Annotated in this window: 10 protein-coding genes; 5 read left to right on the plus strand and 5 right to left on the minus strand. The window is 70.1% G+C overall.

What is annotated here, in order from left to right; genetic code table 11:
* Nucleotides 1–158: 158 nt before the first annotated feature.
* The 4 genes from ACFFJC_RS06765 (at nucleotide 159) to ACFFJC_RS06780 (ending at nucleotide 6,028) form a co-directional block, all read left to right on the plus strand.
* Nucleotides 159–3,329, plus strand: coding sequence for a helicase-related protein (locus ACFFJC_RS06765; protein ID WP_379486736.1), 3,171 nt, complete (start codon nucleotides 159–161; stop codon nucleotides 3,327–3,329).
* Nucleotides 3,326–4,387 carry a YihY/virulence factor BrkB family protein gene (locus ACFFJC_RS06770; RefSeq protein WP_379486737.1) on the plus strand — a complete coding sequence of 354 codons (1,062 nt, stop codon included), beginning with the start codon at nucleotides 3,326–3,328 and terminating at the stop codon, nucleotides 4,385–4,387. Before ACFFJC_RS06765 ends, ACFFJC_RS06770 begins: the two co-directional genes overlap by 4 nt.
* A gap of 130 nt (nucleotides 4,388–4,517) precedes the next feature.
* On the plus strand, nucleotides 4,518–5,387 hold the full coding sequence (locus tag ACFFJC_RS06775) for a 2-dehydro-3-deoxygalactonokinase (RefSeq protein ID WP_379486738.1): 870 nt from the start codon (nucleotides 4,518–4,520) through the stop codon (nucleotides 5,385–5,387).
* Nucleotides 5,384–6,028, plus strand: a complete 645-nt coding sequence (locus ACFFJC_RS06780) for a 2-dehydro-3-deoxy-6-phosphogalactonate aldolase (RefSeq protein ID WP_379486739.1) — start codon at nucleotides 5,384–5,386, stop codon at nucleotides 6,026–6,028. The genes ACFFJC_RS06775 and ACFFJC_RS06780 overlap by 4 nt, the downstream gene beginning before the upstream one ends.
* A 20-nt stretch (nucleotides 6,029–6,048) precedes the next feature.
* Here ACFFJC_RS06780 and ACFFJC_RS06785 read toward each other — a convergent pair whose 3' ends face one another.
* The 4 genes from ACFFJC_RS06785 to ACFFJC_RS06800 are packed head-to-tail and all read right to left on the minus strand — an operon-like array spanning nucleotide 6,049 to nucleotide 11,961.
* Entirely contained in the window at nucleotides 6,049–7,194 is a 1,146-nt protein-coding gene (locus ACFFJC_RS06785; RefSeq protein WP_379486740.1) for a hybrid sensor histidine kinase/response regulator, read from the minus strand.
* Nucleotides 7,191–7,769: a chemotaxis protein CheB gene (locus ACFFJC_RS06790; RefSeq protein WP_379486741.1), complete on the minus strand. Its 579-nt coding sequence runs from the start codon at nucleotides 7,767–7,769 to the stop codon at nucleotides 7,191–7,193. Before ACFFJC_RS06790 ends, ACFFJC_RS06785 begins: the two co-directional genes overlap by 4 nt.
* Nucleotides 7,766–8,593 (minus strand): CheR family methyltransferase, encoded by an 828-nt coding sequence (locus ACFFJC_RS06795; RefSeq protein WP_379486742.1) that lies wholly within the window; start codon nucleotides 8,591–8,593, stop codon nucleotides 7,766–7,768. Before ACFFJC_RS06795 ends, ACFFJC_RS06790 begins: the two co-directional genes overlap by 4 nt.
* A 5-nt stretch (nucleotides 8,594–8,598) precedes the next feature.
* Nucleotides 8,599–11,961, minus strand: a complete 3,363-nt coding sequence (locus ACFFJC_RS06800; RefSeq protein ID WP_379486743.1) for a response regulator — start codon at nucleotides 11,959–11,961, stop codon at nucleotides 8,599–8,601.
* Between the two features lie 386 nt (nucleotides 11,962–12,347).
* Between ACFFJC_RS06800 and ACFFJC_RS06805 the strand changes: the two genes are divergently transcribed.
* Nucleotides 12,348–13,646 (plus strand): lipopolysaccharide biosynthesis protein, encoded by a 1,299-nt coding sequence (locus tag ACFFJC_RS06805; protein WP_379486744.1) that lies wholly within the window; start codon nucleotides 12,348–12,350, stop codon nucleotides 13,644–13,646.
* Here the strand turns inward: ACFFJC_RS06805 and ACFFJC_RS06810 are convergent.
* Complete coding sequence (locus ACFFJC_RS06810; protein ID WP_379486745.1) at nucleotides 13,576–14,748, minus strand: glycosyltransferase; 1,173 nt, start codon at nucleotides 14,746–14,748, stop codon at nucleotides 13,576–13,578. The two genes, ACFFJC_RS06805 and ACFFJC_RS06810, sit on opposite strands and share 71 nt — an antisense overlap.
* Nucleotides 14,749–14,796 lie beyond the last annotated feature (48 nt).

Genomic DNA, 14,796 nt, shown 5'->3' on the forward strand with positions numbered 1-14,796 from the left:
AGGCGAAGAAATCCCGGTGCGCGACGAACCGTCGCCACGCTCGGGCGGGCGGTGCGCTCAGTGTGGCGGCGCGGGTGGCGGTCGGAGAAAGGCGCGTGTAATCCTAGGCGCGTGTCATAGGGAAGGAACAAGGCGCTGCGCGCTGGGTTCGGCTCGCCATGCCACCTTCCGCGACGCCGTGCGACAGCCTCACCACCGATCCCCTCCGCCCGCCGCAAGGCACAGGCGAACTGGTGGCCGTGCTGCTCGATGAGATCGGCCGATCGGACCTGATCTTCATTGCTCGCGACGATCCGGATGCGCAGGCGGTCGCTGCGGCGCTGCAGGCCGGGGTTCCTGACGCGCACGTGCTGTTCTGCCTCGGCAGCGATGCCTTGCCCGGGGACGATGCTCCCGCGAGCCCTGGCAACGCGGGGCTGCGGACCAGCGCGCTGCGCCGGCTGAGACGGGCCCAGACCGAGGCCGGCCGAAGCCGCATCGCCCTCGTCACCACGGGCGAAAGCTGCGCCAGGCTCTACGCGCCGCCCGAGGCTTTCGACATGGCGCTTCCGGTGTTCGCGGCGGGCGACGCAGTCGATCCGGATTCGCTCGCGCAGACGCTTTGCGATGTCGGGTACCTAAGCGACGAGCGGGTGGACGAACCCGGCGAGTACGCGGTGCGAGGGCAGGTCGTGGACATCTATCCCGCCGATGCGGCACGGCCCTGCCGCATCGAGCTGCTCGACGGACGCGTCCAGGCGATCCGGTCGTACGATCCGATGACCCAGTTGACCGTGGCGGAGTGCGAAAGTGTCGAAGTGGGCCGGGCCTCCGAGCCGGACAGCGCCGGCGGCGTGGCTCTGCTCGATCATCTGAAAGGCGCGAGGATCGTGCTGGCGGATGGTGCCGAGAAGCGGCGCCGGACCTTCCTCGACCTGGCGCAGGAGACCGCGTCCCGCCGCAGCGGACGCGGGGATGCGGCGATCTGCACGCAGGCGCAGTGGCAGGAGAGCCTCGCGCGGCACGAGGTGGTCGTTCCCGTGGGATCGTTCGGAGCGCCGCCGCCCCGCTTCGCCGAACAGCGCGATCCGGCGCGGGCCTTCGCCAGGGCGGCCAGGGAGGCGCTGACCCACGGCAAGGTGCTGCTCCTCGGGACGGAACGTGACTTGCGGTTCATCCAGCCGCGTGTCGCAAAGGCCCTGCGCTGCGAAGTCACCGAGGCAGGGTCGTGGCAGGAGGTGCTGGCTGCACCCCAGGGCAGCATGCTGAGGCTGACGATGCCGGTCTCGCGCGGGTTCACGGTGGGGAACACGATGGCGGTGGCGGCCGCCGACCTGCTCGGCAGCCGGGCCCAGCGCGAAGCGGCGCAGGGCGCATCCGCCGACCTCGATGCGTTGCAGGCAGGAGAGCTGCGTCGCGGCGACGTTGTCGTCCACCAGGACCATGGCCTCTGCGTGGTCGAGGGGCTCGAAGCCACGCCCGACGGGGGCGATGCGCTGGTCCTGCGGTTCGCAGGGGATGCCCGCAGGCTGGTCCCGGCGCTGCAATCGGACCGCATCTGGCGCTATGGTGGCGAGGAGGAGGCCGTCACGCTGGACAAGCTGGACGGTTCGAGCTGGGAGAAGCGCCGCGCCGAAGTCGAAGCGGCGCTGGCCCACACCGCGGCGGAGATGACCCGCCTGGCGGCGGAGCGGCGCGAGCGCCAGGCCGCCGTGCTGGATCCGGATTCGGCCCTGTACGAGAGATTCGCGGAAGGCTTCGGGTTCACCGAGACGGCGGACCAGGCGCGCGCCATCGCGGCTGTCCGACACGATCTTGCGTCCGGCAGCCCGATGGACCGGCTCATCGTGGGCGACGTGGGCTTCGGGAAGACCGAAGTGGCGCTCCGCGGGGCCGCCATAGCGGCTCTGTCCGGCCGGCAGGTGGCCTTGGCCGCGCCGACCACGGTGCTGGCACGGCAGCACCTGGAAACCTTCGCGCGGCGCTTCAAGGGCACCGGGATCGCGGTCGCGGGCCTGTCCCGCCTGTCGAGCACCGCCGAGCGCAAGGCGGTGAAGGAAGGCCTGGCCGCCGGTTCGATCGGGATCGTGGTGGGCACCGGGGCGGTCGCGGCCAAGGGCATGCGCTATGCCGACCTCGGCCTCGTCATCATCGACGAGGAACAGCGCTTCGGAACAGCCGACAAGAGGAAGCTGGCCGAACTTGGCGCCGACCACGTGCTGACGCTCAGCGCCACGCCGATCCCGCGCACGCTGCAGAGCGCGCTGGTGGGGCTGCAGCAGCTTTCCGTCATCGCCACGCCGCCTGCCCGGCGCCAGCCCATCCGCACCACCGTCGGATCGTTCGACGAGACCCGGGTGCGGGCGGCCTTGCTGCGCGAGCGAAGCCGGGGCGGGCAGAGCTTCGTCGTGGTCCCCCGCATCGAGGACCTGGACGGGCTGGCAACGATCCTGTCGCGGCTCACGCCCGAACTCCGCGTCCTGCAGGCGCATGGCAAGCTGCCTGCGGCCGAGCTGGACGAGACGATGGTGCGCTTTGCCGGGGGGGATGGCGACGTGCTCCTGGCCACCAACATCATCGAGGCGGGCCTGGACGTGCCCCGGGCCAACACCATGATCGTGTGGCGGGCCGATCGCTTCGGCCTTTCACAGCTCCACCAGCTTCGCGGCCGGGTCGGGCGGGGAAGCCGGCGCGGGCACATCCTGCTGCTGACGCAACCGGGCGCCGACATCGCGCCGCGGACGCTGGCGCGGCTGCAGACGCTGGCGGCGTTCGACCGCCTGGGCGCCGGCTTCGCGATCAGCGCGCGCGATCTCGACATGCGAGGCGCCGGGGATCTCCTGGGAGAGGAGCAGGCGGGGCATGCCAGGCTGATCGGCGTCGATCTCTACCGCCACCTGCTGGAGGTTGCCATCGCCGCCGCCCGCGGGGAGGACGTCGAGCATTGGACTCCGGTGATCAACGCCGGCGGCGAGGGGCAGTTGGGGGCAGACTGGATACCGGACGAGGACCTGCGGATCACGCTCTACGCGCGGTTGGCGCGGATCGGCGATCTCGCCGGTCTCGAGAGCTTCGAGGACGAATTGGCGGACCGCTTCGGTGCGCTGCCCGAGGAAGCCGCGCGGCTTCTCGCCTCCGTCCGGCTCCGGGTCCTGGCTCGCACGGCGGGCATCGCGCGTGTGGACGCCGGGCCGGCCGCCATCGCGCTGACGCCGCGGCCGGGCCACGAGGATGCGCTCGCCCCGCTGGCACTGGTGCGGTCCGAAGAGCGTTTCCTGTGCAAGGGCGATTTCGGCGATGCGGAGGTGCGCATGGCGAGGGCCGAGGAACTGCTGGCGCAGATCGCGTGAGCACGGGTGCAAGGGAGGACCGCGTGGAGGCGCATATCGAAAAGCGAGAGAACGGACATCGCGGCGCGGGAGTCGAGAAGGGCCGTGAGGCGACCTCGCCCTGGAGGATGCCGTGGAAGGGCTGGAAGGAAGTCCTGGTCCGCACCGCCAAGGAAACATCTGCCGATAACGTGAGCCTCGTGGCAGCGGGGGTTTCGTTCTACGGCTTCCTGGCACTGCTGCCGCTGCTGGGCGCGACGGTGCTGGCCTATGGGCTGCTCGCCGAGCCGGAGACGGTGCTGCGCAACATGGCGGAAATGGCGCGGATCATGCCCGATGACATCGCCCGGCTCGTCGGAGAGCAGCTCATGTATGTCGTCCGGTCCTCCGGCGAGAAGAAGGGCCTTGGCGTCCTGATCGCGCTGGCACTGGCGCTGTTCAGCGCCCGCAACGGAGCGGCCGCCATCGTGACTGCGCTCAACATCGCCTATGAGGAGGAGGAAAAGCGCGGCTTCCTCAAGGTGAACCTGCTGGCGCTGACGATCACGGCGGCCGCCGTCGCCATGACCGTCGTCGCACTGCTCGCGGTCACGGTCGTCGCCAGGATAGAAGCGCTGCTGCCGGGCTCGCAGCCGCTGCTGGAGTTCGGGACGAAGGCGTTGTCGCACCTGCTGCTGCTCGCTGTGGCCGCGACTGCCGCCGCCGCGCTCTATCGCTATGGCCCCTCGCGCGAGAATGCCCGCTGGATGTGGCTCTCGCCGGGCTCGCTCCTGTTCGCCTTGTGCTGGGTGGCCCTGACGCTGGGTTTCGGGACTTACGTCACCACATTTGGCAACTACAGCGCGACGTATGGTTCGCTGGCGGCGGTGGTGATCCTGCTCACCTGGATGTACCTGTCGAGCTATCTCCTGGTGTTCGGGGCGGAGCTGAACTCCGAGCTCGAGCACCAGACCCGGCGCGACACGACCGAAGGCGCGGCGAGCCCCATGGGTACGCGCGGCGCCTGGGCCGCGGATCACGTGGCGCAAGGAACGGACACCGACGCGCACGACAATCCGGACGCGGGGCAGAGCCAGTAGAAGCGGGCGCGCGCGACCCTTTGGACGCAGCAACAGCCTCGACCGCAGCCGCGCGCTATGCCACTGCGAGCGTCCACCATGCAGGAGCGACAGCGATGATCCCGTGGCGTGCGCCCCAGGCCGTCTTCCGATGAGCGGGGACACGTTCCTTGCGGTCGACTGGGGAACCACCAACCGCCGCGCGTACCTGATCGACAAGGGGCGGGTGGTGACGGCGGGAAGCGACGAGATGGGCACACTCTCGGTCCCGCCGGGCGGTTTCCCGGATTCGGTGGCCACCTTGCGTCAGCGGAACGGCGGCGTGCCGCTCCTGTTGGCCGGCATGGTCGGCTCCAACCGGGGGTGGCGCGATGCCGGCTATGTCGCCGCTCCGGCCCGGCTGGAGGATTTGGCATCGGCATTGGTCGTGCCTGGCGAGGAGGTGGCGATCGTGCCCGGTGTCTGTCGTGACGCGCAGGGACGGCAGGACGTGATGCGCGGCGAAGAGGTGCAACTGCTCGGAGCCGTGGCCGCGGGGTCCGTCCCCGGCGACGCGCTGCTGTGCCAGCCGGGCACCCATTCCAAGTGGGCACTGATGCGGGAGGGAGCGATCGCGGACTTCACCACCGCGATGACCGGCGAGATGTTCGCTTTGCTCAAGGGCCATGCCCTCATCGGCAGCGAGATGGTCGGCGAAGTGGATGCGGACGACGACTTTCGCTCCGGAGTGGCGGCATCGTCCGAGGGCGATCTGCTCGCCCGCCTGTTCGGGGTGCGTGCGGCTTCGGTCCTCGGCCGACGCGCGCCGGGGAAGGCGGCGGCCTACGTCAGCGGCCTCCTCATCGGCAGCGACTGCCGGGCGCGGCTGCAACCGGGCGAGAGCGTTTACCTGCTGGCGGACGGTCTCCTCGCCCGCCTCTATTCCGCCGCGATCGAGGGGGTGGGAGGCAAGGCGATCGTCGTCGACAGCCACGCCGCCTTCGTTTCCGGCATCACCCGCATCTGGAACATGAAACCATGATCGATCTCGCGACCGCGCTCTCCCAGCTTCCGCTCGTCGCCATCCTCCGCGGCATCCGGCCGGACGAGGTCGAGGCGGCGGGCGAGGTGCTCGTCGACGCGGGCTTCCGCCTGATCGAAGTTCCGCTCAACTCGCCCGATCCGCTCGCCAGCATCGAGAAGCTGGCGCGGCGCGTGGGTTCGGCAGCGATCGTAGGGGCAGGAACGGTGCTGACCCCGGCCCAGGTCGCGCAGGTGCAGGACGCCGGGGGCGCGATGATCGTGTCGCCCAACACCGATGTGGCCGTGATCGCCCAGAGCGCCGCGCGCCGCATGGTCTCGCTGCCGGGCTATTTCACCCCCAGCGAGGCGTTCGCCGCACTGGCGGCGGGCGCGAGCGGACTGAAGCTGTTCCCCGCCGAGGCGGCGAGCCCTGCGGTGGTGAAGGCCCAGCGCGCGGTTCTGCCGCGCGAGGTGCCGCTGCTCGCGGTCGGCGGGATCACGCCGCACAACATGGAGCCCTGGCGCGCCGCGGGGGCGGACGGCTTCGGGTTGGGTTCCGCGCTCTATCGCGCCGGCGCTTCGACGCAGGAGATCGCACGGAACGCGCGCGCTTTCGCCGCGGCCTGGGCCGCGCGGGACGGATCGCCAGCCGCCCTGTAGCGCGCTCGGCGGCCCCGCGCCTATCGGCCGCGCTGGAGCCGGGGCAGCCGCACCAGGAACGTGCTGCCCCGCCCGGTGCCCTCGCTCGCCACCGCGATCGAGCCACCATGAAGCTCGACCAATTGCTTGACGAGCGCCAGGCCGATACCCAGGCCGCCCTGGGTCCGGTCGCGGTGCTCCTCAACCTGGGTGAAGATGTCGAAGATTCGCGGCAGCATGGCCGCGGGGATGCCCACGCCGTTGTCCGCCACTTCGATTTCCACCCATTCGCCATCGCGGCGCGTGGCGAGGCGGATGGTGCCGCCTGCCGGCGTGTACTTGGCGGCGTTGTTGAGCAGGTTGGCGAGCACCTGGGCCAGCCGGGTATGATCGCCGTCCAGGAGGATCGGCGCAGCTGGCGTTTCGAGCTCCAGCGTGTGTCCGGCAGCCTCCATGTTGTGCCGGCTGCCCTCGATGGCCGAGCGCAGCACTTCGTCGAGCGCGATCCGCTCGAGCCGCAGCAAGACCTTGCCCTCGCTGATGCGCGACATGTCGAGCAGGTCCTCGACCAGGCGGTTGAGGTGGTTCAGCATGCGCTCCATCCGCTCGCGGATCTCCGCTGCCTGTTCCGGGCTGCGCGGGCGGGCCAGCAGGTGCAGGCCGCTGGCGAGCGCGGCGAGCGGGTTGCGCAGTTCGTGGCCCAGGATGGCAAGGAACTCGTCCTTGGCCTGATCGGCCCGTCGCAGCCCTTCGGCGGCGGCCGCGAGCTCGTCGCGCTGCGCCGCGATCTGCTGCCGCTGACGATAAAGCTGATAGAAGACGTTTGCCTTGCTGCGCAGGATGTCGGGTTCGATCGGCTTGTGGATGAAGTCGACGGCGCCCGCTTCGTATCCGCGGAAGCGGCGGTGGGCGTCGGCCCCGCCGGCGGTCACGAAGATGATCGGCACGTCGCGCGTGCGTTCGCTGCCCCGCATCAGTTCCGCAAGCTCGAAGCCGTCCATTTCGGGCATCTGCACGTCGAGCAGGGCGAGCGCCACTTCGTGCTCGAGCAGCATTTCCAGCGCCTCTTCGCCCGAGCGCGCCTTCAGCAGCACGAGATCGTCCCGCGCGAGCAGGGCCTCCAGCGCCAGCAGGTTGGCGGGCAGGTCGTCCACCAGCAGGAAGTGAACCGGGCCGGGCGCGGTCATCGCCGTGCTCCGGACTCGACCAGGCAGGCGGCTATGGCCGCCAGCGGCAGGGCATGGGCTGTGGTGCAGAGCGCTAGCGCCGCGTCCGGCATCGCGCGAGCGTAAGCTGTCGAGGGCTCCTGCACCAGAGCCAGGCCGCCCGCGTCCGCGACGGCCTTGAGCCCTTGCGCGCCGTCTTCGTTCGCACCCGTCAACACGACCCCGACCATGCGTCCGTCGTAGGCGTCGGCCGCGCTTTCGAGCAATACGTCTATCGACGGGCGCGAGAAGTAGACGGGCTCGTCGGTGGACAGCGAGATCGTGCCGCCGGGTTCCACCAGCATGTGGTAGTCGGGAGGCGCGAAGGTGATCGTGCCGGGAAGGATCGGTTCCTTGTCCTCGGCCTCATGCACCGGCAGCTGGCACTTGGCGGAAAACAGCCGCGCCAGTTCGTTCCTGCGGCCGGGCGGGACATGGACGACGATCAGCACCGGCAGGCCGTAATCCTCGGGAAGCGCGGGGAGAATTTCCAGGAGAGCGTGAATCGCCCCCGCCGACGCGCCGATGGCCACGGCCGCGGGATCGCTGCGGTTCACGCCTTGCGCCTCTGATAGATCTTCTCCTCGCGAACGAATTCGGAGAAGTCGGCCGCATACGCGGAAAACCGCAGGCTCTCCTTTGAGCCCAGGCCGAGGAAGCCGTTGCGGATCAGCGAATCCCGGAACAATCCGACAGCCCGATCCTGCAGGGCGCGGTCGAAGTAGATCATGACGTTGCGGCAGGAGATCATGTGCATTTCCGAGAAGACTGCGTCGGTCACCAGGCTGTGATCGGAGAATAGCACTCGCTCGCGCAGCGACTTGTCGAAGACTGCTCCGCCGTAGCCCGTCGTATAGTAGTCGGACAAGGACGTCTTGCCGCCCGACAGTCGGTGATTCTCGGTGAATGTCTTCAGTCGGTCAAGCGGGTAGATCCCCCGCGCCGCCGTCTCCAGCGCCTCCTGGTTGATGTCGGTGGCGTAGAACAACGTGCGGTCTTCCAGACCTTCCTCGCGGAAGAGGATGGCCAGCGAATGGAGTTCTTCACCGGCGCTGCATCCCGCGACCCAGACCTTGAGCGAGGGATAGGTCTTCAGGTGCGGCACCACCTTTTCCCGGATGGCGCGGAAGTAGCTCGGATCGCGGAAGAAGTCGCTGACCTGCACGGTCATGAAGCGCAGCACGCCGGCAGCCGCGGCGGGATCATGAAGCAGCCGGTCCTGCAGCGCGGAGAAAGTCGGCAGACCCATGCGGTCCCGCGCCTGGCGCAGGCGGCGCTTGATAGACGCCTGCGCGTAGTTGCGGAAGTCGTAGTGGTAGCGACGGTACAGCGCCTCCAGCAGGAGGTGGATCTCGATGTCCTCGATCTTGTCGCTGTCCATCGCGGTCAACGCGGCATCCAGACGCGCACGAGGCTGAGCAGCTTATCCACGTCGAGCGGCTTGGCCATGTAGTCGTTGGCACCGGCTTCTATGCACTTTTCCTGGTCGTCGGGCATGGCCTTGGCGGTGAGGGCGATGATCGGCAGCTTCGCCCAGCGCGGGTCGCGGCGGATCGTGCGGGTTGCAGTGAGCCCGTCCATGACCGGCATCATGACGTCCATCAGCACGAGGTCGATCGTCCGCGAGGCGTCGCCCTCGGCCTTCTCCAGGGCGTCCAGCGCCTCCTGCCCGTTGCGCGCGATCTCCACCACCGCCCCTTGCGGCTCAAGGATGTTGGAGAGCGAGAACACGTTCCGCACGTCGTCCTCCACCACCAGGATCCGCCGCCCCTCCAGGACGGAATCGCGGTTGCGGGCCTGGCGGATCATCGTCTGCTGCTCGGGCGGGAGCTCGGTCACCACCTGGTGCAGGAACAGCGAAACCTCGTCGAGGAGGCGCTCCGGCGAGCGCGCGCCCTTGATGATGATCGAATCGGAATACCGCCGCAGCCGCTGCTCGTCGTCGGGGGAGAGGTCGTGACCTGTGTAGACGATCACCGGCGGGAAGGCGTACGTCCCCTCGCGGCTCAGCGTTTCCAGCAAGGTGAAGCCGCTGGCGTCGGGCAGGTTCAGGTCCAGCACCATGCAGTCGAAGGTCTCGCGCCGCAGCGCCTCGAGGCACTCCGAGGCGCTGGCGACACCCACCGTCTCGACATCGCCGGTCGCGAGCAGGCGCGTGACGGCGTCGCGCTGCACCGGGTCGTCCTCCACGATGAGCACGCGGCGGGAGGCCGAGGCGAACCTGTCCGCCAGCGATTCCAGGACGCCCGAGAGATCCTCCCGCTTCACCGGCTTGAGCAGATAGCCGATCGCGCCGAGTGACAGCGCCGTCTGCGTGTGGTCGCTGCCCGAGATGATGTGGACGGGGATGTGCCGGGTCTCGACGTCGCGCTTGAGCCGGTCGAGGAGGGCGAGGCCGGACTGGTCCGGCAGGCCCACGTCGAGCACCACGGCATGGGGCTTGAACGTGCGGGCCAGGTGCAGCGCTTCCTCCGCTGTGCCGGTGACCAGGCACTGGAAGCCTCTCTCGCGCGACATGTCGCGCACGATCCGCGCGAAGGTCGCGTCGTCTTCGACGACCAGCAGGATACGCTGGGTGGCGGAGAGATGGTCGCGATCGTCTTCGACCACTGCGGGCACCGCCACGGGGCGCGGCCTCGCCGCGACGGGCGTCGGTGCCGGGCGAGGGGCAGGTGCCGGCTCGGGAGCCAGGTTCTCCTCGGTCGGCTCGTAGACGAGCGGCATGGACAGGGTGAAGCGGCTGCCCTGGCCCGGCACGCTGCTGAGCCCGATCCTGGCGCCGAGCAGGCGTGCCAGCTCGCGCGAGATGGAAAGGCCCAGGCCGGTGCCCCCGAACTTGCGGCTGATGGTGCCATCGGCCTGGCGGAATGCCTCGAAGATTGCCTGCTGCTGCTCCTCGGGGATGCCGATTCCGGTATCGGCGACCGCGATCAGCAGCCGGTCCGGGCCGTCGCTCTCCAGTTCCAGGCGCACGCTGCCGGCCTGGGTGAACTTGAAGGCGTTGGAGAGAAGGTTCTTCAGGATCTGCTCGAGCCGCTGGCGGTCCGTCTCTATCATCGAAGCGGCGCCCGGAGCGACGCGGATCTCGAAGTCCAGGCCCCGCGCGGCGGCGACGGGCTCGAACACCTGCCGCAAGTCGCCCGTAAGCCGCTCGACCAGGAACGGCTCGGGCCGGATCTGCAGGTGCCCGGCCTCGATCTTGGAGAGGTCGAGGATGTCGTTGATGAGCGTGAGCAGGTCGTTGCCCGCCGACTCGATGGTCCGCGCGTACTGCACCTGCTCGTCCGACAGGTTCGCGCCGCGGTTGTCGCCCAGGAGCTTCGAGAGGATCAGCAGCGAGTTCAGCGGCGTGCGCAGCTCGTGGCTCATGTTGGCGAGGAAGTCGGACTTGTAGCGGCTCGCCTGCTCCAGCTCGCGCGCTTTCGCCTCCACCGCGGCGTTCGATCGGGCGAGGTCGTCGCGCTGGTTCTCCAGGAGCTGGGCCTGCTCCTCCAGCTGCGAATTGGTCTGCTCCAGCTCGACCTGCTGCTGCTCGAGGCTGGCCTGCGATTCCTTGAGGGCGCGGCCCTGTTCCTCCAGTTCTTCGTTGGAGACCCGCAGCTCCTCGCTCTGCACCTGCAGCTCCTCGGTGTGGTGCTGCAAGGCGGAGCGGTAGCGCGCCGAGCGCAGGGCGACGCCCACCGTTGTGGAAGCCTCGCCCAGGAAGGCGAGCACCTGCGGGTCCACCGACTGCAGGAAGCCGAGCTCGACGACCGATTCGACCGCGCCGTCCGCGGCGCCCGGGGCGATCACGAGGTGCCGCGGCTTGTCGCGCCCGAAGCTCGAGCCGATGGTCAGGTAGCCCTCGGGAATGTCGGCCAGGATCACCGGCTCGCCATCGGCCGCGACTTGCCCCAGCAAGCCCTCGCGACGCGAGAATTTCTCGACCATTTCCGCCTCTGCCGGCACGCCGTAGGAGGCGATGCGGCGGTAATGGCCGTTCTCGGCGGCGAAGATCGCGCCCGCCTGGGCCCCGGCGTAACGCACCAGGAAGCGCAGGATGCTTTCGCCCAGCTGGTCCGTAGGCTGGTCGCCCATCACCGCGGATGCGAGCTCGAGCTGTCCCCGCTGGAGCCATTCGCGGCGCTCGGCAGCGACGGCGGCGCGGCGGATCAGCACGCCGATCACCAGCGTCAGCGCGATCCCAAGGAGGCACGACATGACGCCGCTGACCCAGGCCGAGCGGTACGCCGCCTCCATCTCGGTCAGGCGGATCTCGCGAAGGCGCTCCTCCTCCTGGTGCATGACGCTCAGCTGCGTCCTGACTTCATCCATTTCGGCCTTGCCGCGATCGCTCTCGACGATCGCCAGGGCCGCCTGGATCCCGCTCGACTTGCGCGTCGCAATCGTCTCGCGCAGCTCGTCCAGCTTGGTGTCGATGTGGTGGCGCAGCGGTGCGAGCCGGGCCTGCTGGGCCGGATTGTCGCGCGTCAGCGCGGCCAGGGCCTCGATCCGGGCGTTCACGTCGGCGAGCGCGCGGGTGTAGGGGGTGAGATAGGCGTCCCGGCCGGTCAGCAGGTATCCGCGCTGCCCGGTCTCGGCGTCCTGCAGCGCCGAGAGGAGATCGCCCATGGCGACGATGACGGTGTGCGAATGGAAGATCCGGGCGGCGTCTTCGCGCAGGACCCGAATGTTCATGTAGGCGACGGTGCCGCTGGCGATGAAGAAGAGAATGGCCGTGACCAGGCCGAACAGGGTGCGGGGATCCATCCCCGACTTCGCCTTCTGGACAACTTGCATGCGGTAGGAGCCTGCCGGTTCAATTCACGGGAAACGGCACCGCTTGGGGCGATTCCGTCGCCAGATCAAGTGGGCTTGCCTTCAGGGGAGGGGCGCGGCGCGAATAGCGTCCACACAAGGAGGGGTTAGCGCGGCATTAGCGTCCGCACCGGCATACGTCACGCCGCTGGGAGCCGGCTGATCGGCTCGTCGCGTGCCTGCCGATGTCGAGCGGCCGGCCGCAAGTTTCTCGCGCGCGCCACATCAGCGTAACATCCGCCCTTCAAGCCCGGCGCTCGCTCTTGTGACGACCGAAAGGCGATGATGACACGGGTTTGTGACGCGTTCGCGAGCATGTCCGGCATGAGGCCGGCGGCATGAACGACGGGCTGCGCCGGGTCGGCGTCAACGGCGGCTGGCTGCTGGCCGCGCGCCTGTTCCAGGCGGTGCTGAGCATCGCCTACCTCGCCATCGCCACGCGCACGCTGGGGCTGGCGGACTTCGGCCGCTTCGCCCTGATCGTCGCGGTGGGGCAGGGCATCGCCGCCGTGGTCGGCTTCCAGACCTGGCAGTTCGTCGTGAGCTACGGCACCCGCGCGCAGGCGCAGGGCGACGAGAGGGGGGTCGAGCGCATCATCGGCTTCGCGGCGCTGCTGGACCTTGCCGGAGCGCTGGCGGGCAGCCTGGTGGCCCTGGGGGTGATCGCGCTCCTGGGAGAGAGGCTCGGCCTTCCGCGCGAGCTCTACGCCGCCGCGTTCGCGTTCTGCTTCGCGATCCTGGCGGCCGTGCGCTCCACCCCCATCGGCGTGCTGCGGCTAGACGAGCGCTTCCGCGATTCCGCGCTGGCCGATGCGGTGACGCCCAGCGTGCGCGCGGGGGGCGCGCTGCTGGCCGCGCTGCTGCTGCCCACCGTGGCCGGCTTCCTCTGCGCCTGGGCGGTCTCGGAGCTGGCGACGACGGCGGTCTACTGGTGGGCGGCGCTGCGCCGGCGCCGCGTGGCCTTCGCGCCCGAGGGGCTCAGGCGGCTGGCACGCGAGGAGCCCTCGCTCTGGCGCTTCGTCTTCCTCACCAACTTGTCCTCGACCCTGACGGTGACCAGCAAGCAGTTCACCCTCGTCCTCGTCGGCGCCTTCGGAGGCCCGGCCGCCGCCGGCATGTTCCGCGTCGCGGCCCAGCTGGCGCAGGCGATGGTGCGCGCCACCCAGACGTTTTCGCGCGCGGCCTATGCCGAGCTGGTGCGCGCCGCGGCGGGGGGCAGCGACAGGCCCCTGCTGCTCCAGCTCACCGCGGTCGCCGGCCTCGCCGCGGCGGCGATGGTCGGCGTGGCGGCTCTGTTCGGAGAGCCGCTGCTGCACCTGATCGCCACCCGCGAGTTCTCGGGAGCCTACCTGCCGATCATCGTCCTCGTCGCCGCGGCGGGGCTGGACCTGTTCGGCTTCGCCTTCGAGCCGGCGCTCACCGCGCGCGGACTGGCGGGGGCCGCCTTCCGGCTGCGGCTGCTGGCGAGCGCGGTGCAGGCGGCGCTGCTGTTCCTCCTGCTGCCCCTGTTCGGCGTGATCGGCGGCGCCTGGGCGACCTTCGGCGGCAGCCTTGCCGCGGTGCTGCTCACCGGATGGGGGGTGTTCCGCCGGGCGCCGGAGCAACCCGCGCCCGGCCCGCGTCCCTCGCCTTCGTGAGCACCCGGTGATAGGCGCGCATCATCAGGGGAGCGTCGTAGATGGCGACGCGCGGGCCCGGCAGGACGGGGCTGTCGATCTGTCGCAGCAGCGCGGCGGCGAACGCCTCGGCATCGCCGGGATCGACCAGCAGCCCGAAGCGACCGTTGCTCAGGACCTCGGCCGCGTCGCCCGCGGTGCGGCTGGCGACGATCGGCGTCCCCGCCGCCATCGCTTCGAGCAGTGCGATCGACGCCCCCTCCCAGTGCGAGGCCAGCGCGAAGACCCGGGCCGCGCGCAGCCAGGGATAGACATCGTCGGTCAGCCCCGCGAAGACGACGTCCTCGGCGATGCCCAGCGCCGCCGTCCGGGCTTCCAGCGCGACGCGGTAGCGGTCCTCTCCCGAGCCCAGGATCACCAGCCGCACGGGCCGGTGGCGCCGCGCCGCGGCCACGGCGTCGATCAGCGCCTCGAAGTTCTTCTGGGGCGTGAGGCGGCCGATCGCGAGGATCGACGGCACCGGGCTGGCAAGGGGCGCGGGCACGGTGCCGTCCGCGGCGGGCACCGCGGCAAGGTCGATGCCGTTGGGGATCAGCACCGCCTTGCCGCTGGCGACGTGGGGGCGGAACACCCCGCTGTGCGCCAGGTTGCTGCCGACCAGGATCGCGCCCGCCGCGCCGCGCACCAGCAGCCCGCTCCAGAACCGGCGCCAGCGGTTGCGCCAGGGCTGGCCGGGGCGCTCCATCGCGTTGCTGAACACGTAGACCACGGGGATGCGCAGTCCGCGCGTCGCCAGCCAGAGGCTGAAGTGGCCGAAGTTGCCGCCGGACAGGACCACGTCGGGATCGAGGGCGCGCAGCGTGCGGCGCAGCGCCGGCACCACCGCCAGGCGCGCCGGCACGCCCCCCCGCACGGCGCCCACCACGCCGCCCACCACGTCGGGGGACCGCTCGCTGGCCGCCACGAAGCGCGCCGGCGCCACGTCCCTCGCGCCGAAGATCCCCGCGCTCCGTGCGGCCAGCAGCGTGACCTCGTCTTCCGCCGCGAAGGCGCGCGCCATGGCGATCATCGTGCGCACCACGCCGCTGGCGCGCATGTCCTGGACGTAGATCGCTGTCTTCATGCTGCCTTGCGTGGAGTGCCGGATCCCGCGCGGCGGAACTCCGGGTGT

This window comes from Novosphingobium soli (genome assembly GCF_042432915.1).
GTDB lineage: Bacteria > Pseudomonadota > Alphaproteobacteria > Sphingomonadales > Sphingomonadaceae > Novosphingobium > Novosphingobium soli.

Bases quoted from the DNA above. Each gene is read 5' to 3' on its own strand.
- ACFFJC_RS06765 (WP_379486736.1), top strand. From the start codon at position 159: ATGCCACCTTCCGCGACGCCGTGCGACAGCCTCACCACCGATCCCCTC.
- ACFFJC_RS06800 (WP_379486743.1), bottom strand. From the start codon at position 11,961: ATGGATCCCCGCACCCTGTTCGGCCTGGTCACGGCCATTCTCTTCTTC.
- ACFFJC_RS06775 (WP_379486738.1), top strand. From the start codon at position 4,518: ATGAGCGGGGACACGTTCCTTGCGGTCGACTGGGGAACCACCAACCGC.
- ACFFJC_RS06805 (WP_379486744.1), top strand. From the start codon at position 12,348: ATGAACGACGGGCTGCGCCGGGTCGGCGTCAACGGCGGCTGGCTGCTG.
- ACFFJC_RS06795 (WP_379486742.1), bottom strand. From the start codon at position 8,593: ATGGACAGCGACAAGATCGAGGACATCGAGATCCACCTCCTGCTGGAG.
- ACFFJC_RS06810 (WP_379486745.1), bottom strand. From the start codon at position 14,748: ATGAAGACAGCGATCTACGTCCAGGACATGCGCGCCAGCGGCGTGGTG.
- ACFFJC_RS06780 (WP_379486739.1), top strand. From the start codon at position 5,384: ATGATCGATCTCGCGACCGCGCTCTCCCAGCTTCCGCTCGTCGCCATC.
- ACFFJC_RS06785 (WP_379486740.1), bottom strand. From the start codon at position 7,194: ATGACCGCGCCCGGCCCGGTTCACTTCCTGCTGGTGGACGACCTGCCC.